Raw genomic sequence first — 25,236 nt, 5'->3', positions numbered from 1 at the left:
TGGGAGATGGATGAGGATGAACGTCAAAATTACCCGCAATGCGGCTAAAGTGATAAAGAAAACAATGGAGCTTGAAGGCAACAGCGAGCTCAAGCTGCGCGTAGCCATTACCCACGCTCACGGCGACCATGCCCACTACGGTCTGGATTTGGACACGCCTAAAGAGAATGATGTGGTAGTATCCACGGACAAGGAGATCGATGTGATTCTCGATCCGAACCAGCCGCTGCTGGATGGCGTGAAGATTGATTACCTGTATTTCCCTGAAGAAGGTTTTGTCATCACTAATCCGTCTAAAGGAAATCATGGCGATCACTAAACGTTCGCCCGTACCTTACGGACATAAAGAAGGGTTGCTTTATGGCTAACGAAATACAAATTTGCGATCAATGCAATTACACGAGAATGAAAAGCATTCTTCCCAAGCTGCGCAAGATGGCTCCCGATGCGGAGATCAAGATTGGCTGCAAGTCCTACTGCGGACCTTGCGGCAAGCGGGCCTTTATCTATATCAACGGCCGTTACATCAGTGCTCCGACTGAAGATGAGGTGCTGGCGAAAGCCGCAGCCTTTGTTAAGCAGCCGGCAGTTAAGGAATAACTCCGTCATATATCATGAGGGGTGGCAATCGAACGGTTGTTTTGCCGACCCATTGCCACCCACAATAAGATTCGCCTCCGCTGACAAAGCGGGGGCTTTTTATTTTTCAAATTTGCAGAGGTGTCCTCTTCAGTCATTGCGGGACCTTTCCAGTTCTGCCCGATCCGCTCAGGCTCTGCCTGGTTTGGGTACCGGGGAGGCACATGGTATAATGAACCTGTTGTCTAAACTGATCTATACATAGGAGGGAATGATACTGTATGAAGCATCTTACCGACGGAACGATTCTGAATAATGGGGTTGTCATGCCCTGGTTTGGTCTCGGCACTTACAAAGCAGAGGGCGAGGAGGTCGCAAAGGCCGTCACGACCGCTCTTGAGCTGGGTTACCGGAGCATAGACACCGCAGCGGTATACGGCAATGAAGAGGAAGTGGGCCGGTCGATAGCCGCCAGCGGCGTAGACCGGGACAGCCTGTTCGTGACCACAAAGGTATGGAACAGTGATCAGGGCTATGATACGACCCTGCGGGCTTTTGAGACCAGCAGCAAGAAGCTGGGACTGGATGTGATCGACCTTTATTTGATCCATTGGCCGGGCAAGGATAAATATAAAGAGACTTGGCGTGCACTGGAGCGCCTTAATCAGGAAGGCCGCGTCCGGGCGATCGGAGTCAGCAATTTCCAGATCCATCATCTGCAGGAATTGCTGAAGGACAGTGACACCGTGCCTGTCATCAATCAGGTGGAGCTGCATCCGCGGTTTATCCAGAAGGAGCTGCATGATTTCTGCGCACAGCATCACATTCAGATCGAAGCGTGGGCTCCGCTGATGAAAGGCAGACTGCAGGAGAATGAGCTGCTGAAGAACATCGCGGACAAGCATGGCAAGACCGTATCACAGGTTATTCTGCGCTGGGGGCTTCAGAGCCGTATCGTGATTATTCCGAAGTCGGTCACTCCGTCCAGAATTAAGGAGAACAGCGAAATCTTTGATTTCGAGCTGTCGCAGGAGGAATTGGCTGCAATCAGCGGACTGGATGCCGGGGAGCGGATCGGCACCGATCCGGATAAATTGTTGTTCTAGGGAGTCCAGCATCTTTCGCACAAAAAACGAGGCTGTTCCAAAAGCCGTGATCTGGCTTATGGGAACAGCCTCGTTGGAAATATCTAAAAAAACCGGGCAGTGATCCATCCGTTACTGGAGGATCGCTGTCCGGTTTTCTTGTACAGTCTGTGAGACAGCACCGTATCGTAATCAGCTTTGAGGGTTGCGCGGTGGGAGCGGCCCAAGGTATTGATAATACTGGCATTCGATCCGCCCGTTATACAGCTTGCGGCGCTTGTCCGCCTTGCGGCCGTACAATTGCTCGAATTCCTTCGACGGGCTGATGGCGAAGAAGGACCATGTCGGGAGATACAGCATCATTTCACCGAACTGGCGGGTCAGACGTTCGACTTCCTTGTCGTTGCTGAGCCGTTCGCCGTAAGGCGGATTGGTAATGATGCAGCCGTATTCGCCTTCCGGCCGTGCCTTCGCGGCAGCGATGTTCTTGAAGGTGATTTCACCGGCAAGACCGGCGCTTTTGGCGGCGGCTTCGGCAATTTCAATCGCCGCAGGATCAATGTCGCTGCCGGTTAATTGCAGCGGATAATCATCGCGCACGGCGTCGAAGGCTTCCTCGCGGGCTTCCTCCCACAGACGTTTCGGGATTTCCGGCCAATGCTCGGAAGGGAACGAACGCCGCAGTCCCGGCGCGATGTTCCAGGCGATCATCGCCGCTTCAATCAGCAGCGTGCCTGAGCCGCAGCAAGGATCGTACAGCGGACGGTGGCCGTTCCAGCGGCTGAGCTGGATCAGGGCGGCTGCCATCGTTTCCTTCAGCGGCGCTTCTGTAGCCTGACGGCGGTAGCCGCGTTTGTGCAGCGCCGGTCCGGTGGTGTCCAGCGTGATCAGGGCGATATCATTTAGCAGCATCATCTCAACCACATAACGCGGTCCATTTTCCGGGAACCACTCCGTACGGTACGAAAGCTTCAGCTTCTCGACAATGGCTTTCTTGACAATCCCCTGGCAGGCGGGTACGCTGGTAAGCTGGGATTTATGCGAGCGCCCTTCCACAGGAAATTCCCCATTCTCGGGAATCCAGTCCTCCCAGTTGATCGCTTTGACGCCTTCGAACAGCTCATCGAAGGTTTTGGCCGGAAACTGGCCCATTTTAACGAGTACACGGTCTGAGGTGCGCAGCCATAAATTGCAGCGGCAGATGTCAATATAATCTCCGCTGAACAATACCCGTCCGTTCTCGACGGTGGTCTCATAACCCAACTCGTTTAATTCGCGTGCTACTACAGCCTCCAGCCCCATGGGGGCGGTGGCGATCAATTGTAATTTGCCCAAATGCTCTCAACTCCGTTTAACTTGTAGATGGTAACGCAATGCCAGTACAATAAGGTAGTTACCGGAAGGCGATACAACGTATTGCCGGCATTCTAAATATGCGCCTCGTCAAGGACGGCGCAGCTGATCCTTCTAAGTATAGGGGAATGCGCGGGACTTCACAACATGAACTAAAGGAGAATACATATGCCTAACCAAGAAGAATACAGCGAACAGCTTTATACAGAGGATGAGCTGCTGCTTGAAGTGAAGAAAGCAATCGCCGGGAACCACATGCCTGAGGTGTCCATCGCTCCGGGTTATGGACGGCTGCTCACCATGCTGGTGGGCCTGTCCCGTTCGAGGAACATTCTGGAGATCGGCGCGCTTGGCGGGTACAGCGGCATCTGCCTGTGCCGCGGACTAGCGGACGGCGGAAGCCTGACGTCGCTTGAGCTGAATGCTGAATATGCCGGACTGGCCGGGCGCCACCTGCAGCAGGCCGGATTCGGCGATACGGTGGAATATAAAATCGGCCCTGCGCTGGACAGCCTGAAGCTGCTCGAAGCGGAGGGCCGGACTTTTGATTTCTTTTTCATTGATGCCGACAAGGAGAATTATCCGAATTATCTCGAATATGCGATCAGGCTGGCCTCGCCGGGTGCGGTCATCGCCGGGGATAATATCTTCCTGCGCGGCCGCACCTTGAACACGGACAAGAACGGACCCGCCGTGCAGGCGATGCGCCGTTTCAACGAAATGATAGCGGCTGATCCACGCCTGAATAGTACACTGCTCCCCGCCTATGACGGACTGGCTTTGGCGGTAGTAAAGTAAACACCGGATTTGCGCTTAGGGTACCTGCCGGATTACTCCCTATGCTAGCGGAATAGCCGCGGCTCCGTATTCTTATACAGCTTGAGCCGTACCCAGACGGTATTGATCAGCAGGAAGCAGCCGGAGATGATGAACAGGCCCTCAATGCCGATATAGCCCGACAGAAATCCGCCGATCACCGCTCCCAGCATATTGCCAAGGGCCAAAGTGCTGCTATTGAAGCCGAAAGCCCGGCTCTCCTTGCCGTCAGGCGTATAGGAACGGATAAGTGCATTAACGCTCGGGAGCAGCCCCCCCATGAAGACGCCCATCAGGAAACGGACAATAATCAGCTGCCAGACGCTGGTTACAAAAGCCTGCGGGATCAGGAACAGCGAAGCTCCGATCAGCGCAAAGGTTAAGATCCGGTGGGCGCCGATTTTGTCGCTCAGCTTGCCTAGTACCGGGGAGGCCAGCATATTGGAGATGCCGGTAACCGCGCTGACCATTCCTGCCCAGAAGGCGATGTTCACAGCGGAGCCGTGCAGCTTCTCCACATACAGGGGCAGCAGCGACATCGGGCTGATCATTGCAAACTGCAGCAGAAAGGTAACGCCGAACAAGGCCGGAAGCTGTGGAACCTTGGCCAGCTCCTTGAAGCCTTCCATTACAGAAACCTGCGGAACCTGTGCAGCCTCGACCCGGTCAAACTTCTCTTTGACCAGGAACAAGGCCAGCAGCGAGGCGACGAACAGCAGCGCCCCGACGACATAGAAGATCGGGCGGAACCCGATCCAGTCAGCCAGCGCCCCGCCGATCAGCGGTCCCAGAATAGTACCGGCAACCGACCCGGACTGCATCAGCCCCATGGCGAAGCCCATCCGGGGTTTAGGTGTCGTTCCCGAGACGAGCGCGATGGAGGCCGGGTTGAAGCCGGAGATGGTTCCGTTCAGCAAACGGAGCAGCAGCAGCTGCATTGGAGACTGCGCAAATCCCATCAGCACAATGACGATCGCCATGCCGAAGCTGGAGCGCAGGAGCATGATTTTGCGGCCGTATTTGTCGGCCAGCTTGCCCCACAAGGGCTGGAACAGAAATGAGGTCAGAAAGTTCGCGGCAAAAATAAGCCCGGCCCACATTCCAATTGCATGATCACCCTGCACTCCCAGATCTTTGGCAAGATATAGAGACAGGAACGGGGTAATCATGGTCATCCCGGCATTTACCAGGAATTGGCCAAACCAAAGCACCATGAGGTTGACTTTCCATGTCTCCCAATTCTTCAAAGTGCTTTCACTTCCTTTCAGAGGATTCAAAGAGAAAATATTCACGAAAAATTGACATTTTATCAGTATATCATAGTTTTTTGGCTGGACGGTGCAACACTTGTCATAGTAATGTCATGGGATTGTCATTCCATGAAGGGTGGAGTGGTTGTTACGTACTTTTAAAAAGGGCATAATATGTTATATGTGTTTACAAATAACCTATCAAATCTAATGGAGATCTTATCATGACCTACAATGACACTTTTATCCGTGCCTGTAAGAAGCAAGAGACAGACCATGTTCCCGTATGGTACATGCGCCAGGCCGGACGTTATGATCCAGAGTACCGTAAAATCAAGGAGAAATACTCGCTGCTGGAAATCTGCAGCCAGCCTGAGCTTGCAGCGGAAGTAACTCTGATGCCTGTTCGCAAGCTGGGCGTGGATGCGGCGATCCTTTATTCCGACATTATGAATCCGGTGGCGTCGCTTGGCGTGAAATTCGACATCGTCAAGAATATCGGACCGGTAATCGAGAATCCGATTGCTTCCGCAGCCGATGTGGACAGATTGAAGCCGATTGATGTAGAAGGGGATCTCAGCCACATCCTCAAGACCATCGCCATATTGGACAAGGAGCTGGAGGTGCCGCTGATTACCTTTGCAGGCGCGCCGTTTACCATTGCCAGCTATCTGATCGAAGGCAGGCCTTCCAAGAGCTATCACCGCACGAAAGAGATGATGTTCAGCCAGCCCCGGGTCTGGGAGAAGCTGATGGAGAAGCTGGGAGATATGGTGATCGCCTATCTGCGTGCCCATGTCCGCAGCGGCGGTAAAGCGTTCCAGCTGTTCGACAGCTGGGTAGGAGCTCTGGCTCCCCGTGATTTTGAACAATATGTCCTGCCAACCATTACTCGTATTTTTGCCGAACTTTCGGATCTCGATGTACCTAAGATCTACTTTCCCGGCGTAAGCTCCGGCGAACTGCTGCCAAGCCTAACGAATCTTAAGGCTGATGTCATCGGAGTCGACTGGCGTGTGAGCCTGAGTGAAGGCAGACGAAGAACAGGCGGCAGATTTGCGATCCAGGGTAATCTGGACCCTTATCTGCTTACAGCACCGATGGAGGTACTGAAGGAGCGGGCCAAGGAACTGATTGATGAAGGCATCCGGGAGCCGGGGTATATTTTCAACCTGGGTCACGGCTTATTTCCCGAGGCTTCTCTGGACACGCTAAGGGAGTTGACTGAGTATGTGCACGAGTACTCGGAGCAGGCGCTGAAAGAAGCTGCACAACCAAGAGCTTAGGATGAACAGCAGATTGCAGAGTATGGACATTATTCGTAAAAGGGGATGGAATCTGTGACAGCAAAAATCGGAGTTCTCGTGATGTCATACGGCACGCCTGAAAGTTTGGAGGGCGTAGAGGCTTATTACACCCACATCCGGCGCGGCAATGCACCTTCAGCCGAGCAACTGAAAGAACTGAAGGACCGCTATGAGGCCATTGTCGGCGGGGTCTTCCCGCTTAGAGAGAACACGGACCGGCAGGTGGAGGCTTTGCAGGAGGCGCTCAACAGCGGCCACAGCGGTGAGGATGTTCAATATATGTGTTATCAGGGGCTTAAGCATGCACATCCGTTTATTGAAGACGGTGTTGAAGCTATGGCGCGGGATGGCATCACCCAGGCGGTCGGGATTGTACTTGCCCCCCATTATTCGGTAATGAGTGTAGGAACCTACATTAAACGTGCCAGGGAAAAAGCTGAAGCCAGCGGAGTCAACATGGAATTTGTGGAGAGCTATCATCTGCATCCCGAGCTGATTGATGTGCTCACCCGCAGAGTGTCTGCCAAGCTTGACCTCTTTGAAGAGACCGGCGCCGCCCGGGATGAGGTTCGTGTATTGTTCAGCGCCCATAGCTTGCCTGAACGGATTCTGGCCATGGGCGACCCGTACCGGGATCAGCTGCTGGAAACGTCAAAAGCGATTGCCGAGCAGGCCGGTGTAACCTCCTGGCAGTTTACCTGGCAGAGCGCGGGCAGAACGGCTGAGCCTTGGCTGGGCCCGGACATTCTGGATACGCTGCGTGAGCTTGGCGAAGCTCAGGTGAAATACGTGCTGTCGGCCCCGATCGGTTTTGTTTCCGACCATTTGGAAGTGCTGTATGACCTCGACATTGAGGCGCAGGCACTGGCTTCGGAACTGGATCTGCGGCTGATGCGCACCGATTCGCTGAACAGTGACCCGGCCTATATGTCGGTCCTCAGCGATGTGGTGCGCACCAAAGCCAGTCAACTGAAGGTGAACCAGTCATGACGGGTTCACCCCGTAAGGTAGTCATCATCGGCGGAGGCCTCAGCGGCCTCAGCGCCGCTTTTTACGTTCGTAAATACTACCGGGAAGCCGGATTACAGCCGGATATTGTGCTAATCGAGAAGGATAAGGCGCTCGGAGGCAAGATCGAAACATTGCAACGTGACGGCTTCGTTGTTGAGAAAGGGCCGGATTCTTTTCTGGCCCGCAAAACGGCTATGAGCGATCTGGCCAAGGAGCTGAAGCTTGATCATGAGCTGGTCACCACCAATCCGAATGCCAAAAAGACGTACATACTGCAGCGCGGCAAACTCCACCCGATGCCGGCGGGGCTTGTTCTCGGCATTCCTACAGAGCTGAAGCCGTTCCTGAAGAGCGGGCTTGTGTCGTTCAGCGGCAAAATGCGGGCGATGCTGGACTTCGTTCTTCCGCCGCGCCGGAGCAGCGAAGATGAATCGCTCGGCCAGCTGATTGAGCGCCGTCTTGGCACTGAGGTGCTGGAGAATATGACCGAACCTCTGCTTGCCGGTATATATGCCGGAGATATGCGCAAGATCAGCCTACAGGCAACCTTCCCCCAGTTCGGTGAGGTGGAACGCCAATACGGCAGTCTTATCCGCGGGATGACTACGGGCCGCAAGCCTGTTGAGACGCATACGGGAACCAAAAAAAGCGCCTTCCTGACCTTTCGCAAAGGACTGCAAAGTATGGTTCATGCCCTGATTCATGAACTGCATGATGTGGAGCAGCGCACCGGAACGGGTGCCGCCCTTATTACCGTCCGCACAGATAGCGGCCGCTCTTCTTCAGCCGAATCCGGTCCGCGGTACGCGGTAGAGCTGGATAACGGCGAAACGCTGCTGGCTGACGATATATACGTCACCGTGCAGAATTTTGCTGCCGCTGAGCTGCTCCGCCCCCATGTGGATGTGTCCGCACTGGATAACGTCAACTATGTATCGGTAGCCAATGTGGTAATGGCCTTTGCCAAGAAGGATATCGTTACGGAATATGACGGCTCGGGGTTCCTTGTTCCCCGCAAGGAAGGGCGCAATATTACCGCCTGCACCTGGACTTCTACCAAATGGCTGCATACAAGCCCTGAGGACAAGGTGCTGCTGCGCTGTTATGTCGGCCGTTCAGGCGATGAACAGAATGTTGAGCTGCCGGATGAGGCGCTTGCGGAGCTGGTGCGCAAGGATCTGCGGGAAATTATGGGAGTTGGCGCACAGCCGCTCTTCACGGAGATTACCCGGCTGAAGCACTCCATGCCGCAGTATCCGGTCGGCCATCCCGGCCGTATCGCAGCGCTTCGCAGTGAGCTGTCGCAGAAGCTCCCGGGCGTCTACGCTTTTGGCGCCGGTTATGATGGCATCGGGATGCCTGATTGCATCAAACAGGCCAAGGAGACGGCTGAAGCCGCAGCCGGAAGCTTGAACAAGCAGCCCGCACCTGTGGGTGCATCCATAGGTTAGAACCAAACGGTGAAGCGGAGGTGGTGGCGCTTCACCGTTTTTTTTATGGAATTCCCGCCCGGCTATTTTGGAGGGAGCAGCATGAGTTATGCTATAATAGAACCAATTTAAAGGCAAAGGGGATTGTTTGTACCCATGTATCCGCCGAGATCACGCACACGACAGAACAATAAGCGCAGCACTAAACGCCGGCGCAGAAGGGTTTGGGCGTGGACCAACGTAAGTTTGCTTTTGTTGATGACCGCTATGCTAACCTATTATTTTATTGGAGATCACGACAAAGAGAATGCTGCCCCGCCACCGCCTTCAGAGGCGGTAGTTTCGCCTTCACCGGATGCCGTGACACCTGAGCCTGAAGCTACGGCGACCGTAACTCCTGAGGTCACAGCTAGTGCTGAACCTACTCCAGAACCCTCTCCAGAGGCTTCACCGGCACAGGAGAATATAACAGAGGCAACGCCATCCCCCGAGGCTAGCAGAGCTCCAGAGACTGCGATAGGTTCCGGAGACGATGGAGATGGCGGAGATGGTGGTAAGAATACCGGCGATGCGGTTTCCGGATTGCCGGAGAATGCCGGGGACACAGTCACGCTGAATTTTGCCGGGGACGTGATTTTTGCCGGCAAGGTTGGGGAACTGCTCCAGAAGAAAGGGTATGATTATTCCTATTCTGCCCTGAATGGAATGTTTAAGAAGGATGATCTCACCGTAGTGAATCTGGAAACACCGATTACTACGGGTGGTGTGAGCGCCGAGAACAAGCAGTTTGTATTCAAGGGAGCGCCAGAGGCCTTGGATGCGCTGAAGTCAGCCGGTGTGGATGCGGTAAATATTGCCAATAACCATACGCTGGATCAAGGGGAGCAAGGTCTGCTGGATACTTTGAGCAACCTCAGCAAGCGGGGGATTCCTTATGTAGGAGCAGGAGCCGACAGCAAGGAAGCTTATACGACCCAGTATTTTGAGCGCCAGGGAATCCGGATAGCCTTGCTTGGCTTCACACGTGTTATTCCTCATACCGACTGGATCGCCGGAGCGAAGAAGCCCGGTGTTGCTTCTGTCTATGACAGCAGAGAAGGGCTGAAGGCCATCGCCGCAGCCAAGAAGAAGGCTGACTTGGTCGTTGTAGTTGTCCACTGGGGGAAGGAACGGGTTGAACAATATGATGCGACCCAGCAGGAGCTGGGACGCAGCTTTATTGATGCCGGAGCGGACCTGGTGATGGGCGGCCACCCGCATGTGCTGCAGGGGATAGAGCCGTACAAGGGCAAATGGATCGCTTACAGCACAGGCAATTTTATTTTCACACGGTCCAAGGTTCCTGCTACCTGGGAGACCGCTGTTTTTCAGGCACAATGCACTGTCAAAGGCGAGTGTTCGCTGAAACTGAGCCCGATGGACGCCGAATTAGGCCAGCCGGTGCCTATGAATGATGTGGATGGACAGCTTTTGCTGAATAAGGTTCAATCCTTATCTTCAGGACTTGTAACTATCAGAAACGACGGAACCGTCGTACAAGCTGGCAAATAGGGCTAAACCAACAAGATAGTCGTAAGCAGCTCGCACCGGTCCCTGCAGATTTCACGGGGGAATCCGGAGACAGACCATACTTCTGCTGGAGGTACTTATGATGAAAAACATGTGTGTAGCCCACCGTGGATTCTCCGGGAAAGCGCCGGAGAATACGCTCGCAGCCGTTCGCATGGCGCTTGCTCTGCCTTATGTACGCTGGATGGAAATTGATGTTCAGCTGACCAGGGACGGGGTGCCGGTCGTCATCCATGATTTTACGCTGGACCGGACGACGAACGGACACGGCAAGATTAAGAACATGGATTATGAGCATCTCCGGCGCCTGGATGCGGGAAGCTGGAAAGGGCGTGCCTTCCGGGGGGAGCGGGTCCCTTCGCTGGAAGAGGTGCTTGAGCTTGCTTCCGGCCGGCTGCGCCTGAATATTGAACTGAAGACCAGCGGTGATATGTATCCGGGTCTGGAGAAGGCAGTCATTGACCTTATCTCTTCCAAAGGGATGCGGGATGATGTTGTGCTGACCTCATTTGATGCCGGGGCATTGCAGCGGATCAAGGAGCTGGATCCGCGGTTTCGCACCGGTCTGATTTATGATTCCAGAACCGGTGATCCGGCCCGTAAGCTGAAGGAGCTGGATTGCTCCTTTCTGTCCATCAGTTTTGCAAGGCTGAATCCGGGGCTGGCGAAGCTGCTTGCCGAACGCGGTGTCAAAACGATGGCCTGGACGGTGAACAAGGCGAAGGAGATGCGCCGTCTGGCTGAAATGCATTCCGATATCATGATCTGTACGAACCGTCCGGATATCTGGGGCGAAACTTTTCTGAAGGCTTAAGGACATTACCAATGGACGGGAAAGGAGCTGATTATAATGTGTGCAGATGTTAATAACATATACTGTGTTGGACGCAATTATAAATTACATGCCGAGGAGCTGGGAAACCAGGTTCCGGTGGAGCCGCTGATCTTCCTGAAGCCCTCTCATGCGGCGGTATCTCTCGATAAGGCCATTATTCATCTCCCGCAGGATGCCGGACTTATTCACTATGAAGGTGAACTGGTACTGCGCATCGCGCGTGATTATGTACCGGGCATGAGCGTAGAGGAACTGGTGGATGTCATGGCGCTCGGCCTGGATTTCACCCTGCGTGACGTGCATAACGATCTGCAGAAGAAAGGTTTGCCATGGACGGCTGCCAAAGGCTTCAAGAACGCCGCTCCGCTCACCCCTTATATTGCTTTTCCCGAGCAGGAGGAGCTGGAAGCAACAGATTTCACCGTGCTGAAGAATGGGGTGGAAGTGCAGCGCGGGAATGTGAAGAACATGATTTTTTCGCTGCAAAAGATTGTTGAATTCATTGCCGCCCGCTACGGGCTTGGCAAAGATGATGTGATATTCACGGGTACCCCTGCCGGGGTAGGTCCGGTTGTTTCAGGCGATTCCTTTGAGCTGTACTGGGGCGAGAAGCTTATGGGCACCTGCCTGATCGGTTAATCTTAATCAGTCCTCGTCTTCCGGAGATTCGTCTGCGGAAGACGCTTATTCTTGCAGAAGCGGAGTTGAATCTATGTTATGGGTGATCGGTGCCTGCGGCGCTTTGCTGGTCGCCGGAGCGGCTTATGCCAAACAGTCGCTGAGCTTGTCCGGCATGCTGGCGGCGGTTGTTATGGGGACCATTTATTTTGGTGCCGGAAATGCCTTCTGGTTCGGTATCCTGCTGCTGTTCTTCATCTCTTCCAGTATGTTATCCAAACTTCACCATGAGAATAAGGCCGAACTGGAGCTGACGTATGACAAGACAGGACGCCGGGATGCCGGGCAAGTATTTGCCAACGGCGGAATGGGCATGCTGCTCGTCCTGCTGAATGCCATTTATCCCCTTGAGATTTGGGGATTTCTCTTTATCGGCGTAATGGCAACCGTGACCTCGGATACATGGGCCACGGAAATTGGCACGCTCTCCAAGAAACCTCCGCGGTCGGTGCTCACGGGCAAAATCCTCCAGGCAGGAACCTCCGGCGGCGTTTCGCTGCCGGGCACTCTGGCCGCCGCCGCAGGCGGAGCCTTCATTGGAGTTGCCTCCTGGGCGCTCCGGGCGGCCTCCGGCATGCCGGACCATTCCTTCCTGCGGCTTGCGCTCGCCGGACTCATGGGCGGTCTCGCCGGCGCTTTCGCCGACTCGATCCTGGGCGCTACGGTGCAGCGGATGAACCGCTGCACCAAATGCGGCCGCGAGGTGGAAGCCTCGCAGCATTGCGGTCAGCCCACGGTGTATGCCCGGGGCTGGCGCTGGATGGACAACGACGCGGTCAATGCGCTCAGTTCGGTCATTGGCGGCGCTGCTGCGCTGCTGATCGGCTTTACAGCCAGTTAGAAAGTCAACAATACAGCAATGCGCCATATAGTCAGGAGGTGAACCGGATGAGCAGTGCAGCAAATCACAAGCATACTGCCATTCTGGATGCCGCTTATGAGCTTTTCGGTTCAGGAGGTTTCTACGAGACGAAAATGTCCGAAGTGGCGGAACATGCGGGAATCGCTAAGGGTACAGTTTATTTGTATTTTAAAAGCAAGGAAGAGCTGTTTATGGCTGTCACCCGCCGCGACTGCGAGGGCTTCATGCAGCAGCTTGAGCACAAGCTGGAGGACTGTACAGCTCCGACAGAGAAGCTGGCGGTGATCGCCGAACATCATCTGATGTATTATTACGAGCGCAAGCAGCACACCAAGCTGTTCTTCCGGGCTCCCAACAACAACCCGGAGCTGGTGGCCTATATGGCGCTTTTTATGGAGGAATATATGCAGGCCGTGGTGAAGGTGCTCCTGGAAGGCGGGGCCTCCGAACCGGAGCTGATGGCTCAATCCTATATCGGGATGCTGGACCGGCTGAAGATGGATATTCTGTTTCAACCCTCCTTTACGGAAGAGGACGCGTATAAGCGGGCAAAATTTGCTGCGGCGCTGTTTATTCACGGGGCAATCGGCAGTCTGAATGCGGAGAATGGCTATTAAACGGCCAATAGGGTCAACTAAGGCAGCATAAATCCGGTAATGAAAATATAAGGCAAGCGAGGACAGCGTATGAATATTATGACCGTGGAACATCTTTCCAAAAGTTATGGAGAGAAAATTTTGTTCCGTGATGCATCGTTTGGTATGGATGACCGGGACAAGATTGGTGTCATCGGTGTGAACGGAACAGGCAAATCGACCTTTTTAAAAATCATCGCCGGGCTGGATACCGCCGACGAGGGACAAATCGCAATCGGCAACGGTGTGCGGGTGCAGTATTTGGCGCAGAATCCGCCCTATGAACCAGGCAATACCGTGCTGCAGCAGGTATTTGCAGGAGATGATCCTGAGCTTGCTACCATGCGTGAATATATGGAGATTATGGCCCTGCTGGAGAAGAATCCCGGCGACGCCGGACTGGAGGGCAGACTGGTGCGGATCGGGCAATCTATCGATGCCGCCGGAACCTGGCATCTGGAGAGTGAAGCCAAAACCGTGCTGACGAAGCTCGGCATCACCCGTTTTGACGCCTTGATGGAGACGCTCTCGGGGGGGCAACGCAAGCGTGTAGCACTCGCGGCCGCCCTGATTACACCTTCCGAGCTGCTGATTCTGGATGAGCCGACCAACCATATTGATACCGACTCCGTGGCATGGCTGGAGCAGTATCTGCAGAAGCGGCGCGGAGCGCTGCTGATGGTTACGCATGACCGTTACTTCCTGGAACGGGTAGCCAGTGTCATGCTGGAGCTGGACGGAGGGCGTCTGTACCGCTATGAAGCGAACTACTCGCGGTTCCTGGAGCTGAAAGCGGACCGTGAAGAGCGGGAAGCGTCGGCCGAGCAGAAGCGCAAGAATCTGCTGCGCACAGAGCTGGCCTGGATTCGCCGCGGAGCCAAAGCACGGTCCACGAAGCAGAAAGCGCGAATCGACCGCTTCGAGAAGTTGAAGGAAAGCCAGGGCGGCGCTTCGGCTGGAGCAATGGATATTTCCGTCGCTTCGACCAGGCTGGGCCGCAAAATCATTGAAATGAAGGATCTTACCAAGGCGCTGGACGGCCGGACACTGATTAAGGATCTGACCTATATCGCCGTACCGCAGGACCGTGTAGGGATTGTTGGTCCAAACGGCAGCGGTAAGTCAACACTGCTTAATCTGATTGCCGGCAAACTTCAGCCGGACAGCGGCGAGGTTCAGCTGGGTGCAACGGTCAAACTGGGTTACTTTACACAAGAGCATCAAGATATGGACGACACCATGCGGGCGATTGAGTATGTAAAGGAAGAGGCGGAGATCATCCGCACCGCTGACGGCAGTGTCATAACGGCCGGGCAGATGCTGGAGCGTTTCCTGTTCCCTCCGGCGATGCAGTGGACACCCATCTCCAAGCTGTCCGGCGGTGAGAAAAGACGCCTCTACCTGCTTCGTGTACTGATGGGGGCGCCTAACGTGCTGCTGCTGGACGAGCCGACCAATGACCTGGATATCGGGACGCTCGCCGTTCTGGAAGATTATCTGGACGAATTTCCCGGCGTAGTGTTCACTGTATCGCATGACCGTTATTTTCTGGACCGTACGGTGGATAAGCTGATCGCTTTTGAGAACGGGCAGATCCGGCTGCATGTCGGTGACTACAGTGAATATGAGGAGTGGCTGGCGAAAAACGTTACTGTCCGCAGTGATAATGGCAAAGACGAAGCAGCGGGTGGGGGCAAACGCAGCTCTGCCCCGGAGCAGAGCCAGAATGTACAGACCTCCCCTCCAGCCCGGGAGAAGCTGAAATTTACCTTCAAGGAACAGCGGGAATATGAGGGAATCGACGAGCAAATCGAGCTGGCGGAGCAGCATCTGGTAGATATCACTGCGCAGATGGAAGCCGCTTTTGCCGACTCTGGCCGGCTGCAGGAGCTTGTGGACCAGCAGCGGCAAGGCGAAGCAGAGCTGGAACGCCTGATGGAGCGCTGGACGTATCTGAACGAGCTGGCAGAGCGAATCGCCGGCAAAGCTTAAGATCAGGGATCAGGTAAGAGAATAAGATGAACATACACAGCAAGCCGACTTCCGTTGCTAACGGAGGTCGGCTTGCTTTTTGATATGCGGCAATGAAAGTTTATTGTTTCATTTTACAGAGGATAAATTCTCTTAACCTATGTAGTCTATCACCCGCTCCAATTGCTGTTAGCGTAATACAGTAATAGGGAGGAGGAGATGTTATGCCAAGAATAACTCAGTCTGTCAGAGAATTGAAAAGGTTTATAGAGAATGCGGAGTCGGTCTGGGTTGAAGTGTTTTACTCGGCTGATACTAACAGAGTAATCATTGTGGACGGAAGGGAATATTTAAGGCTGCCGCTGAGATTCAGTACAAGAGCCAAGGTGATAGCTTATTTCAGAAGATATTGGGGTATTGTTTTGAGCAATAGAATGTTCTGTAATCTAATGACTGTTACAAGAAATGGAAGATTGTATGTGATTGCAGGAGATACAGGTCCCCTGCCATACTATCCCCGGAGACTTCGGGTTACGAGTCGTACATCAACTAGACTTCGGGTTACGGCCAGCCTGTCCTTTGACGTAGATACAGATGAAGGAACTGAAATCATCCGTTACCTGATCGCCAGATCCGGGGAGCGGCTTACGATTCTGGACCGGAGTAATAAGGTCGGTGATCCAAGGTATCAACCCTGCCGGTAAACTGGATGAAGATTGATTTGCACAACAAGTGGAAACGGCTTCGCCGTCCTCAAAAGGACGGTATCCGTTTCAGCGAGAAATAGAAGGATAATTTATAGCGTGAAACATATAAATTCTTATCTTTTAAAAAAAGCAGGCTCAGTCCGATTCCGCTGACTGAGCCTGCCTTCATGTTTTAATTCGTTAAACGGTCTATTTGCCCCCGGCCACGGCAATCATCTGCACCACCGGACGCGAATCGCCGGTTAATACAGCCTCGTCGGCGTTCATCTGCGAGGAGCCGTCACCGTCCAGGAAGATGCCTTCCCTTCCTTCTCCGGGGACATGCTCCAGTACGGCTGTGCGGAACTCTTCCGCTGTACTTAGCGTTGGAGTGACGATCAGCCACAGCTTGCCCGCGCTATCGTAGACCAGGCCGGAGCGCATCCGCTGCTCATCAGCATTAGGAAGATGTTCTGCGGCAGCAGACAACGCCCACAGCTCTTCATGCTGCAGATTCATGCTGATCCCGCCCTGTGCCCAATAGTTGGAGCGGTCAGTGACCTCCAGTTCCTCGCCGGAAGAAACAACCTGCACCGACAGCTTGCCGCTTGCGCCGTCCCAAACCATCGTTCCACGGGCGTATTTGGCATTGAACCAGCCGGAGCCGTAGGCTCCCCGGGCTCCGCTCGACGGATTATCATTCATGATGGCTATCGACAGGAGATCGGTCCCATAGAAGAAACCGCCGTTAATGCCATACGCGGCGATTTGCCGCAAGGGGGCACCGGCAGTACGCAGGACGATATCTTCCGGTGCCAGCGACATCATGTGCAGCTGAACCTTGCCCGAAGTTTCCGCCTCCAGATAGGAGTAGGCATGAGGGAGGCCGTCAAAGACCTCCGCAGGCTGTGTATCCGGTTTAGCCATTGTAATGGCTATCACCGTAATCAAGATAAGCATGAGCAGCACCGCAACGGCAATCAGCCAGTGTTTGCGCCGTAAAATCCGCTGCAGCTTGCTGCCGGTTTCAGTTTGAACCGACATAAGCGGCAAGCAGCTTAGCGGTATTGAGCACGGCCTGCTTGTGTGTGCGCTCCATGGAGTGTGACGCATGCACGCCCGGGCCGATCAGCGCGGCGCGGATATTGTTGCCGCCTCTTAACGCAGCGGAGGCATCGGAACCGTACTGCGGATAGATATCTACCGCGAACGGAATGGCCAGACTGTTCGCCAGATCGATCAGGCGGCCGGTCATGGCATAGTCGTAAGGGCCGGAGGAGTCCTTTGCACAGATGGACACATCGGTCTCCTTGCAGCTCAGGTCATCACCCATCGCGCCCATATCGACAGCGATGAACTCGTTGATCTCTCCGGGGATCCAGGCGGTTCCGTGTCCGACCTCTTCATAATTGGAGATCAGCAGAGAGAGGTTGTGCAGCGGTTTCCAGCCTTCGCGTTTCATGCTTTCCAGCAGGCCCAGCAGAGCGGCCACACTGGCTTTGTCGTCCAGATGGCGGGATTTGATATAACCGCTTGGCGTAATCACTGCGCGGGCATCAAAGGAGATAAAGTCTCCGACGCCAATGCCGAGCTTCAGTACGTCATCCTTGGTAGAGACGAGTTCGTCGATGCGAATCTCCATATTCTCCTCAACGCGTTTGAAATCGCGCGCATCCGGATAGACATGGACCGAAGGATGGCTGGTCAGAATGGTGCCGGTGTAGGTCAACCCGGTACGGGTATGTATGACGCAGTATTCATTCTCAATACTGCTCATGGTAAATCCGCCAACAGAAGTGAGGCGAAGTGTTCCGTTCGGTTTAATGGACCGTACCATAGCGCCTAAGGTGTCCACATGGGCGCTGATACCGATGGTGCGCGAAGGATCAAGGCCGGGGACGGTCAGAATAACGCCGCCTTTTTCGTTCCAGCTTAAAGGCACGTTCAAGGCTGCTGCTTCTTCAGCCACAAGATTCATGACCTGGGCCGTGAATCCGCTGGGGCTTGGAGTATCCAGCAGTTTTTTGAGAATAGAGAGAATATAGTCTTCATTAGGCTGAATGGTAAGCAAGGTTAAGCCCTCCTGTTCATGATTAAGGAATAGAGACCTAGTGTTGAGTAGTGTGTTCTGTGGAAAGGCTGTCATACTGTGTACCCAGAGAGTCCAGTGAACTGCCTGCGTCACGCAGTTTGTTCAGCTCTGCTGTCAGTCCTTTAATCTGCTTCTGCAGCTTATACTGGCGGAAAATGCCGTAAGAACCGACGACGACTCCACCAATCAGCGCACAGCCCAGAATGACAAGAATGAGCGGGATGCTGACAACATCAAAACCGAAATTAACCGGTACCGTATCAACGTTCATGACTGCGAACACAGCAGTAAGCAGAGCGAAGAAAAGACCGAGAATAAGCGACCATTGCAATTTCATATGATTTCCTCCTAGACGGTATGACAATATAAATCCCTCGCCCGCAAAGGGCAAGGGATTAATGTAATACTAAGCTTTCTGCCTTATTTGGTCAACTGTTCCATTTGCTCAATCACGCTTTCGAACACGCTCATAGCTTCGCGGATCGGTTCAGGAGAAGACATATCTACTCCGGCTTTGGACAGAATGTTGATCGAATAGTCACTGCCGCCGCTCTTCAGGAAGCCAAGGTAGCGGTCCACCGCCGGTTTGCCTTCTTCAAGAATCTGCTTCGCGAAGCTGGTTGCAGCCGAGAAGCCGGTAGCATATTTGTAGACGTAGAAGCTGTTGTAGAAATGCGGAATCCGTGCCCATTCCATTTCGATATCTTTGTCCACAACCATGTCTTTGCCATAGTATTTGACGTTAAGGTCATAGTACACAGCCGAAAGATCCTGCGGAGTAAGCGATTCGCCGTCTTCCGCGCGCTGGTGAATGATTTTCTCGAACTCGGCGAACATTGTTTGCCGGAATACTGTAGTCCGGAACTGGTCGGCATAATAGGTAAGCAGGTACATTTTTTCCTTCGGATCAGTCGACTTGTTCAGCAGATAATCCATCAGCAGCGCTTCGTTAGTTGTGGAAGCCACTTCCGCAAGGAAAATGGTGTACTGTGCATCCCGGTATTTCAGCGCATTGTCCGAATAGTAGGAGTGAAGGGCGTGGCCCATTTCATGCGCCAGCGTGAACATGCTGTTCAGGTTGTCGTTATGGTTCAGCAGCACATAAGGATGGGTGCCGTAGGAACCCCAGCTGTAGGCGCCGGTGCGTTTGTTCTCATTCTCGTAAATATCGATCCAGCCATTGTCATAGCCTTCCTGCAGCACACTCAGGTAATCTTCACCGAGAGGCTTCAGGCCTTCTTTGGTGATTTTCTTGGCTTCTTCAAAGGTAATGTCCAGCTTATATTCGTCCACAAGCGGAGCGAACAGGTCATACATATGTAACTCGTCAACCCCGAGCAGCTTCTGGCGCAGCTTCATGTAACGGTGCATCAGCGGCAGGCTTTCGTGAATGGTGTCGATCAGGTTGGTATATACCTCTTTTGGAATGTTGTCACCGTACAGCGACATTTCCAGAACGGACGGATACTTGCGCACACGTGAGTAGAACACGTTCTTATTCACATTTGCGCTAAGGGTGGAGGCAATGGTGTTTTTTTGCTTGCCATAAGTTTCGTAGACTGCTTTAAAAGCATTCCGCCGAACTTCGCGGTCAGGGCTCTCCAGGAACTGGATATAGCTGCCGTGTGTCAGCTCTACTTCCTTGCCTTCTTCATTCTTGACCTTGGGGAACTTCAGGTCCGCATTGTTCAGCATGCTGAAGATCGTCTGCGGTGCCTGGGAGATATTACCGACCTGGGCGAGCAGGGCTTCTTCCGCTTTGGACAGGACATGCGCCTTTTCGCGCTTCATTTCCGTCAAAGTGAACGTGTAAGCCGATAAGGATGGATCAGCAATGAACCGGTCCAAAGTCTCATCCGGCAGGGACAGAATCTCAGGTGTTACAAAAGAGAGAGCTTCTCCGGCTTCGACACTAAGCTTTTTCGCTTTTTGGGTAAGTGCCTGATAGGTTGGGGCAGCCGTATCTTCATCCTGACGCATATGCGCATATACATACAGGCGTTCAGTCAGCAGCGACAGCTGGTCATCGAGCTCGAAGCAGGCCTTCAGCTTGTCGGAAGAATCAAGCTTTCCCTGGAAATCAGCCGTTTTCTTGATCAGCTCTTTAACTTCAGCGTATTCTGCATCCCATTCCTTCTGTGAAGCAAACATATCTTCAAGCTTCCAGCGGTTCTCGGCGGGCACTTCACTTCTCTTCAATAATTGTTCCATAGAAATCCTCCTTGAATGATGGGATGTAGTAGGCATAATCTTCTGCGGCGCAGCTGAAGCGGAATAGTTGCCCGGCAGCAGGCAGAGCGCAAGCAGAAGCGGCAGGGATTTGGCGCGAAAGGACATACTGCAGCCTCCTAGATCTTAAAGTCAGCTTAGTATGCCCTGCCAAATTCTGATTATTAACGCTTAAGCACAATTTACAGAAGTTATGCCAACAAGCTATAAATAATGAAGACAAAAGCCAAGGCAATCAGGATTACGGCAGTCAGGGCCATGCCGCGCTTCATGCGCGGCGGCATCTTGTCCTTGCCCATAATCAGCACAGCTCCAAGGCATAGAACAACGACTACATATATTACGAGATTCTCGTTATCCATGTCCGGTTATACCTGCTTGAAGGCAGCGATGATATTCTTGTATTCTTCTTCATTATCTTTATAGGATTCTTTGTTGAACCGGTTGTTAACCCATTGCATCATGGCCGGACGGCTCATAAAGGTATGCGTTTCTTCTCCCCATTGATCAGAAATTTCACGGAGAATAATGTAGCGTCCCTGAACCTCGACAGTCATCATGTTCCACTTGTCTGTTTTGTATATTTCATGTTTTTTGATCATTATCATTACCACCCTGGCGATTTTTGGCTTTTGGCTCAATGATAACGCACCGGGGAAGGGAAAAGCAAATGAAATCACTAATATAGGAAATTCATGGATTGCTTTGCAGGAATAGTTGGGTTATAATGTAAGCATACGCCATATATGGCGGTATTTTTAGGAGGTTGTTCATTTGAAAGGTACAGTAAAATGGTTTAACGCAGAAAAAGGTTATGGTTTCCTTCAAGTAGAAGGCGGCGAAGATGTATTCGTTCACTTCTCAGCAATTCAAGGCGACGGTTTCAAGACTTTGGACGAAGGTCAAGCAGTTGAATTCGATATCACTGACGGTAACCGTGGTCCTCAAGCAGCTAACGTAGTTAAATTATAAGAAACGGCCGGACAGTTCAGCTGTCAGCCGCAATATATATTTGATTTATGGCAAAGCACTTGCAAGAGTGGTAACCATCAACTTACAAGACACACAGTTCTTTCGGGAACTGTGTTTTTTTATTTGGGTTTTTTATTATAGAGAAGAGACCTTACCTGCCATAGTCTGGGCAGTAAGGTCTCTTGTTTTATTGAGCCGGCGGGAAGGGCGAATCCGGCGGCTTGCTGGCGGCAGGTTTTATTTTACGGTTAAAATAACGTCCGGGGCCTCCTCCAACATCAACGAGATGCTTGCCGAGAAACCCAAGGAAGGCGAGCAGCGAAAAGCCCGTGGCCACCAGGTAAAAAACTTCGCGTCCGGCGTCCTGAAAAATCAGGCCTCCGAATGTGCCGCTTAGCAGGCCGGAGGCGCTGGACCACACCACCGTGAAGAGAGCGAGTCCTGTTGCACGCAGATGGTCGGGAATGATCCGTGTAATGTACCGGACGGCCGTCACATAAAAAACTCCGAACGAAATGCTGTGCATCGCCTGAATAGCGATAAGGGCCCCGGGAACATCGGCCAGCGACATAAGCAGAAAGCGCAAGGCATACATAAGGCTGCCAATTGCGAGCAGCGGCAGCTCTTTGAATCTTTCTCCATATTTGCTGAGCAAAAAGAAGACAGGGATTTCGCTAAGTGCCGAAGCGAGCAGTGCCCAGCCGATGACTTCATCACCGGCATTCATGCCTTTCAGGCTGAGTGTTAGAAAAGCTTCATTCATTCTGTGGCCGAGGGCGAGTACGAATACACAGCCGAAGAACCACAGCACTTCCTTTTGCAGTAAAATTTCTTTAAGTCCGCCGCTCTTGACAGGGGGCTCTCCAGAGCTGACACTGCTCCCGGTTGCTTCATCATTCCGCTTGGCATCCTTCAGCCCGAAGGTGATAAGGAGTGCGGCAGCAATGATAACAAGACAGACGGTAATGCTGTAGGAAGGACCTAAGGCCCGCAGAACGTAGCCGATGGTGAGCGCGAAGAAGGAATACCCGAGAGAGCCGAATACGCGTATGGCAATGAAGTTGCGTCCGTGGCGCTGCGCTATTTTGATGGCCATAGTGTCTGCAAGCGGAAAAACCGGGTAATAGAAGAAATAGAAAAGGGAAATAATAAGCATAACACTTGTAAAGCCGGTGGCCCTAGCCAGCATTATTGCAGTTACCAATTGACCTGCCAGGAGGATAGCCATGATCTTTTTGATCGTGCCCAGCCGGTCGCTGACCATGCTCCAGAACAGATTGGAAAGAATGGAGATCAGCGGTCCGACAGAATATATCAGTCCGACCTGAGGGCTGCTGAAGCCCAGATGGGTATAGAATAGCGGGAAATACGAAACTACCAGCACACTTGTGCCGTAAAGTGTGAACATAAAGGATCGCAGCCAGTTCTGATCGCTGTACCGGCCGCCGGTCCGTCCTGAATACATGAAGTTGCACTCCTCCGGATATCAAATACGGATAGTATAGCATAAAGAAAAGTCGGCATGTTTGTTAAAATTGAGGTATTTCTGAATCTTTCAACCTTTTGCGAAAGTGATTTTGTTGTTTGTACAAATACGTTGATGATATTATAATAATGATGATTTGGATAAGGAGACAACAATGTGGAGGCACTGTCATTGAGTGAATTTGAGCAAGGCCGTTACCTTAGCCCGCGGGGCCCTATTGGGCTTATGAACAGGGTCTACAAGTACGTGCTGCCGGAAGTGCGGGAATGTCTGGGCTTCTGGCGCCAGGATGCGGAAGGGATTCCCGATCCCGAGCTCCGCAAGCAAGCGCTTGCCAGCATTGAGACGAAGCAGTTTCATTGTGAAGGCGGCGGGATTTATGCCGCCGGTAATTTGTCAATGAGACATATATTGATTCCGTTAATTGTCGCATACCAAACGATCAGTGATTATCTGGACAACTTATGTGATCGCAGTACTTCGCTGGATCCTGCCGATTTCAGGCTGCTGCATCAATCCATGCTGGACGCAATTACCCCCGGTGCAGAGCCTGTTAATTATTATGCGCTGCGCAGCGAGCAGAATGACGGCGGATATTTGTACAGGCTGGTCCGGAAGTGTCAGGAGATGACCGCGCTTTTGCCCGGGTATGCTTCGGCGGTCGCGGAGATTCATGATCTGGCTGTACTGTATACGGATTTGCAGGTTTATAAGCACATAAGCCCCGAACTCAGGGAAGATGCCCTGAAGGAGTGGTGGGCGAAAGAGGGAAAGCGTGCTCCGCATCTTCAATGGAATGAGTTTGCAGCAGCAACAGGTTCCACGCTGGGTGTATTTATGCTTTTTCTGGCCTCTTGCGACCCCAAGCTGACTAAATCGGCATCGGTTTCGATTCGTGCTGCGTATTTTCCGCATCTTTGCGGATTGCACATTATGTTGGATTACCTGATCGATCAGGATGAAGACCGGGCCGGCGGTGATCTTAATTTCTGCAATTATTATGACAATTCAGATACTATGCTGAACCGGATCGCTTCCATCGTGGAGTGGGCCCGTAAGGATGTCCGTAATCTTCCCGAGACCTCCATGCACCGCATGGTGATTGAGGGGCTTCTGGCACTTTATTTATCCGATCCGAAAGTCAGCGAACAGCGGGAGGTTCGCACGGTATCGAAGCGTCTGATGAGAAAGAGCCCGCTGACCAGACTGTTCTTTTTTGTGAACAGCCGCTGGATCCGCAAACACATGTATTAGATGTCGTGGAGCGCATTCCCTCAATAAGGGATGGGCACCGCACAATTTTAAGGAGGAACTAACAGGATGACTAATGTTAAAAAAATCGCAGTATTGACCAGTGGAGGAGACTCACAGGGCATGAACGCCGCTGTTCGCGCGGTAGTGCGCAGCGCAATTTTTTACGGGGTTGAAGTGTATGGTATCCAGCGCGGCTATCAGGGTCTGCTGAACCGCGACATTTTCCCGATGGATCTGCGCAGTGTAGGCGATATTATTCAACGTGGAGGTACCATTCTGCAGTCTGCGCGATGTCTTGAATTCGTGAAGCCTGAAGGTCAGCAGAAAGGTGCGGACATCCTGAACGAAATGGGCATCGACGGCCTTGTAGTTATCGGTGGTGACGGCTCTTACAAAGGGGCTAACAAGCTCAGCAAGCTGGGAATTAAGACAATGGCTTTGCCGGGTACGATTGATAATGACATTTCTTTCACGGACTACACGATTGGCTTTGATACGGCAGTAGGGGTAGTTGTAGATGCCATTAACAAGCTTCGTGACACCATGTCCTCGCATGAGCGTTCCTCCATTGTAGAAGTTATGGGACGCCACTGCGGAGATATTGCTCTTCATGCAGGCCTGGCTTCCGGAGCCGAAACCATTCTCGTACCGGAAATGCCTTATGACCTCAACGAGGTGGCTGACCGGATGCGTGACAACTTTGCCAGAGGCAAACGCCACAGTATCGTTATTGTCGCTGAAGGTGTAGGCAAGGGCGAAGACGTTGCACAAGCGTTGAAAGACCGCCATGCTTCACTGGACGCCCGCGTAACGGTTCTGGGTCATATTCAGCGCGGAGGTACTCCGACTCCAGGCGACCGCAACCTGGCAAGCCGTTTGGGTGACTTTGCTGTTCGCAAACTGCTCGAAGGTGAATCGGATAAAGGCTGCGGCATTATTAAAGGTGAGCTGACGCTTACCGATATCGATACTGTGGTGAATACGAAGAAAGATTTCGATACGGAATTGTACGAGCTGGCTTCCCGTCTTTCCCAATAGAATACAAGAGAGCAGCAAATGCTGCTTCACAAGCCGCCTAGAGATAGGCGGTTTTTTTATGTTTGACAATATACCCCCACCCGTATATTATATACCCC

The 25,236-nt window shown here is 52.7% G+C and carries 26 protein-coding genes; 17 read left to right on the top strand and 9 right to left on the bottom strand.

Annotation, left to right across the window (positions count from 1 at the left end; translation table 11 throughout):
- The first annotated feature begins 16 nt into the window (after positions 1–16).
- From ACAN56_RS11160 to ACAN56_RS11150, 3 genes are all read left to right on the top strand, one after another.
- Complete coding sequence (locus ACAN56_RS11160) at positions 17–319, top strand: HesB/IscA family protein (RefSeq protein WP_038589576.1); 303 nt, start codon at positions 17–19, stop codon at positions 317–319.
- Between the two features lie 41 nt (positions 320–360).
- Positions 361–600 carry a DUF1450 domain-containing protein gene (locus ACAN56_RS11155; RefSeq protein WP_038589579.1) on the top strand — a complete coding sequence of 80 codons (240 nt, stop codon included), beginning with the start codon at positions 361–363 and terminating at the stop codon, positions 598–600.
- 260 nt (positions 601–860) lie between these two features.
- Positions 861–1,685 carry an aldo/keto reductase gene (locus ACAN56_RS11150; RefSeq protein ID WP_038589582.1) on the top strand — a complete coding sequence of 275 codons (825 nt, stop codon included), beginning with the start codon at positions 861–863 and terminating at the stop codon, positions 1,683–1,685.
- Positions 1,686–1,856: 171 nt separating this feature from the next.
- On the opposite strand, the gene ACAN56_RS11145 is transcribed toward ACAN56_RS11150, so the two are convergent.
- Positions 1,857–2,999 carry a THUMP domain-containing class I SAM-dependent RNA methyltransferase gene (locus tag ACAN56_RS11145; protein WP_379142755.1) on the bottom strand — a complete coding sequence of 381 codons (1,143 nt, stop codon included), beginning with the start codon at positions 2,997–2,999 and terminating at the stop codon, positions 1,857–1,859.
- 186 nt (positions 3,000–3,185) lie between these two features.
- Here ACAN56_RS11145 and ACAN56_RS11140 point away from each other — a divergent pair, with 186 nt between their 5' ends.
- Positions 3,186–3,815, top strand: a complete 630-nt coding sequence (locus ACAN56_RS11140) for an O-methyltransferase (protein ID WP_379142752.1) — start codon at positions 3,186–3,188, stop codon at positions 3,813–3,815.
- Positions 3,816–3,859: 44 nt separating this feature from the next.
- Here the strand turns inward: ACAN56_RS11140 and ACAN56_RS11135 are convergent, their stop codons facing one another.
- Positions 3,860–5,080 (bottom strand): MFS transporter, encoded by a 1,221-nt coding sequence (locus tag ACAN56_RS11135; protein WP_038589591.1) that lies wholly within the window; start codon positions 5,078–5,080, stop codon positions 3,860–3,862.
- A 227-nt stretch (positions 5,081–5,307) separates the two neighbouring features.
- Between ACAN56_RS11135 and hemE the strand changes: the two genes are divergently transcribed.
- The 10 genes from hemE to ACAN56_RS11085 all read left to right on the top strand — a co-directional run bounded on the left by hemE (position 5,308) and on the right by ACAN56_RS11085 (position 16,085).
- Complete coding sequence (gene hemE, locus ACAN56_RS11130; RefSeq protein ID WP_341091836.1) at positions 5,308–6,369, top strand: uroporphyrinogen decarboxylase; 1,062 nt, start codon at positions 5,308–5,310, stop codon at positions 6,367–6,369.
- Between the two features lie 54 nt (positions 6,370–6,423).
- Positions 6,424–7,380 (top strand): ferrochelatase, encoded by a 957-nt coding sequence (hemH, locus tag ACAN56_RS11125; protein WP_156130861.1) that lies wholly within the window; start codon positions 6,424–6,426, stop codon positions 7,378–7,380.
- Positions 7,377–8,852, top strand: coding sequence for a protoporphyrinogen oxidase (gene hemG / locus ACAN56_RS11120; RefSeq protein ID WP_038589600.1), 1,476 nt, complete (start codon positions 7,377–7,379; stop codon positions 8,850–8,852). The genes hemH and hemG overlap by 4 nt, the downstream gene beginning before the upstream one ends.
- A gap of 135 nt (positions 8,853–8,987) precedes the next feature.
- Positions 8,988–10,382, top strand: coding sequence for a CapA family protein (locus ACAN56_RS11115; RefSeq protein ID WP_379142746.1), 1,395 nt, complete (start codon positions 8,988–8,990; stop codon positions 10,380–10,382).
- A gap of 100 nt (positions 10,383–10,482) precedes the next feature.
- Positions 10,483–11,214 (top strand): glycerophosphodiester phosphodiesterase, encoded by a 732-nt coding sequence (locus ACAN56_RS11110; protein ID WP_038589605.1) that lies wholly within the window; start codon positions 10,483–10,485, stop codon positions 11,212–11,214.
- Between the two features lie 36 nt (positions 11,215–11,250).
- A complete protein-coding gene (locus tag ACAN56_RS11105) occupies positions 11,251–11,874 on the top strand; it encodes a fumarylacetoacetate hydrolase family protein (protein WP_341118560.1) in 624 nt (207 codons plus the stop codon).
- A 73-nt stretch (positions 11,875–11,947) separates the two neighbouring features.
- Positions 11,948–12,754: a DUF92 domain-containing protein gene (locus ACAN56_RS11100; protein ID WP_379142743.1), complete on the top strand. Its 807-nt coding sequence runs from the start codon at positions 11,948–11,950 to the stop codon at positions 12,752–12,754.
- A 47-nt stretch (positions 12,755–12,801) separates the two neighbouring features.
- On the top strand, positions 12,802–13,392 hold the full coding sequence (locus ACAN56_RS11095; protein WP_076112296.1) for a TetR/AcrR family transcriptional regulator: 591 nt from the start codon (positions 12,802–12,804) through the stop codon (positions 13,390–13,392).
- A 69-nt stretch (positions 13,393–13,461) separates the two neighbouring features.
- Positions 13,462–15,402 carry an ABC-F family ATP-binding cassette domain-containing protein gene (locus tag ACAN56_RS11090; protein ID WP_379142740.1) on the top strand — a complete coding sequence of 647 codons (1,941 nt, stop codon included), beginning with the start codon at positions 13,462–13,464 and terminating at the stop codon, positions 15,400–15,402.
- Between the two features lie 203 nt (positions 15,403–15,605).
- Positions 15,606–16,085: a DL-endopeptidase inhibitor IseA family protein gene (locus ACAN56_RS11085; protein WP_038589620.1), complete on the top strand. Its 480-nt coding sequence runs from the start codon at positions 15,606–15,608 to the stop codon at positions 16,083–16,085.
- 192 nt (positions 16,086–16,277) lie between these two features.
- Here ACAN56_RS11085 and ACAN56_RS11080 read toward each other — a convergent pair whose 3' ends face one another.
- From ACAN56_RS11080 to ACAN56_RS11055, 6 genes are all read right to left on the bottom strand, one after another.
- Positions 16,278–17,111 (bottom strand): hypothetical protein, encoded by an 834-nt coding sequence (locus tag ACAN56_RS11080; RefSeq protein WP_379142737.1) that lies wholly within the window; start codon positions 17,109–17,111, stop codon positions 16,278–16,280.
- Positions 17,095–18,138 carry a M42 family metallopeptidase gene (locus tag ACAN56_RS11075; RefSeq protein ID WP_038589626.1) on the bottom strand — a complete coding sequence of 348 codons (1,044 nt, stop codon included), beginning with the start codon at positions 18,136–18,138 and terminating at the stop codon, positions 17,095–17,097. Before ACAN56_RS11075 ends, ACAN56_RS11080 begins: the two co-directional genes overlap by 17 nt.
- A gap of 37 nt (positions 18,139–18,175) precedes the next feature.
- Complete coding sequence (locus ACAN56_RS11070; RefSeq protein ID WP_038589630.1) at positions 18,176–18,496, bottom strand: LapA family protein; 321 nt, start codon at positions 18,494–18,496, stop codon at positions 18,176–18,178.
- Between the two features lie 83 nt (positions 18,497–18,579).
- Positions 18,580–20,370, bottom strand: coding sequence for an oligoendopeptidase F (gene pepF, locus ACAN56_RS11065; protein ID WP_038599338.1), 1,791 nt, complete (start codon positions 20,368–20,370; stop codon positions 18,580–18,582).
- Between the two features lie 209 nt (positions 20,371–20,579).
- Complete coding sequence (locus ACAN56_RS11060; protein ID WP_038589633.1) at positions 20,580–20,750, bottom strand: hypothetical protein; 171 nt, start codon at positions 20,748–20,750, stop codon at positions 20,580–20,582.
- A 6-nt stretch (positions 20,751–20,756) separates the two neighbouring features.
- Positions 20,757–20,990 (bottom strand): hypothetical protein, encoded by a 234-nt coding sequence (locus ACAN56_RS11055; RefSeq protein ID WP_036702226.1) that lies wholly within the window; start codon positions 20,988–20,990, stop codon positions 20,757–20,759.
- Positions 20,991–21,162: 172 nt separating this feature from the next.
- Here ACAN56_RS11055 and ACAN56_RS11050 point away from each other — a divergent pair, with 172 nt between their 5' ends.
- Entirely contained in the window at positions 21,163–21,360 is a 198-nt protein-coding gene (locus ACAN56_RS11050; protein WP_019911834.1) for a cold shock domain-containing protein, read from the top strand.
- Positions 21,361–21,547: 187 nt separating this feature from the next.
- Here ACAN56_RS11050 and ACAN56_RS11045 read toward each other — a convergent pair whose 3' ends face one another.
- Complete coding sequence (locus ACAN56_RS11045; RefSeq protein ID WP_379142732.1) at positions 21,548–22,825, bottom strand: MFS transporter; 1,278 nt, start codon at positions 22,823–22,825, stop codon at positions 21,548–21,550.
- A 192-nt stretch (positions 22,826–23,017) separates the two neighbouring features.
- On the opposite strand from ACAN56_RS11045, the gene ACAN56_RS11040 reads away from it, so the two are divergent.
- On the top strand, positions 23,018–24,100 hold the full coding sequence (locus tag ACAN56_RS11040; RefSeq protein ID WP_038599341.1) for a tetraprenyl-beta-curcumene synthase family protein: 1,083 nt from the start codon (positions 23,018–23,020) through the stop codon (positions 24,098–24,100).
- Positions 24,101–24,166: 66 nt separating this feature from the next.
- Positions 24,167–25,138: a 6-phosphofructokinase gene (gene pfkA, locus ACAN56_RS11035; RefSeq protein ID WP_038589639.1), complete on the top strand. Its 972-nt coding sequence runs from the start codon at positions 24,167–24,169 to the stop codon at positions 25,136–25,138.
- The last annotated feature ends 98 nt before the right edge of the window (positions 25,139–25,236 follow it).

The organism is Paenibacillus paludis, assembly GCF_042610515.1.
Lineage (GTDB): Bacteria > Bacillota > Bacilli > Paenibacillales > Paenibacillaceae > Paenibacillus_AQ.
The sequence above is the reverse complement of the archived record's forward strand: the minus strand, read 5'-3'. Positions and strand labels throughout refer to the sequence as shown.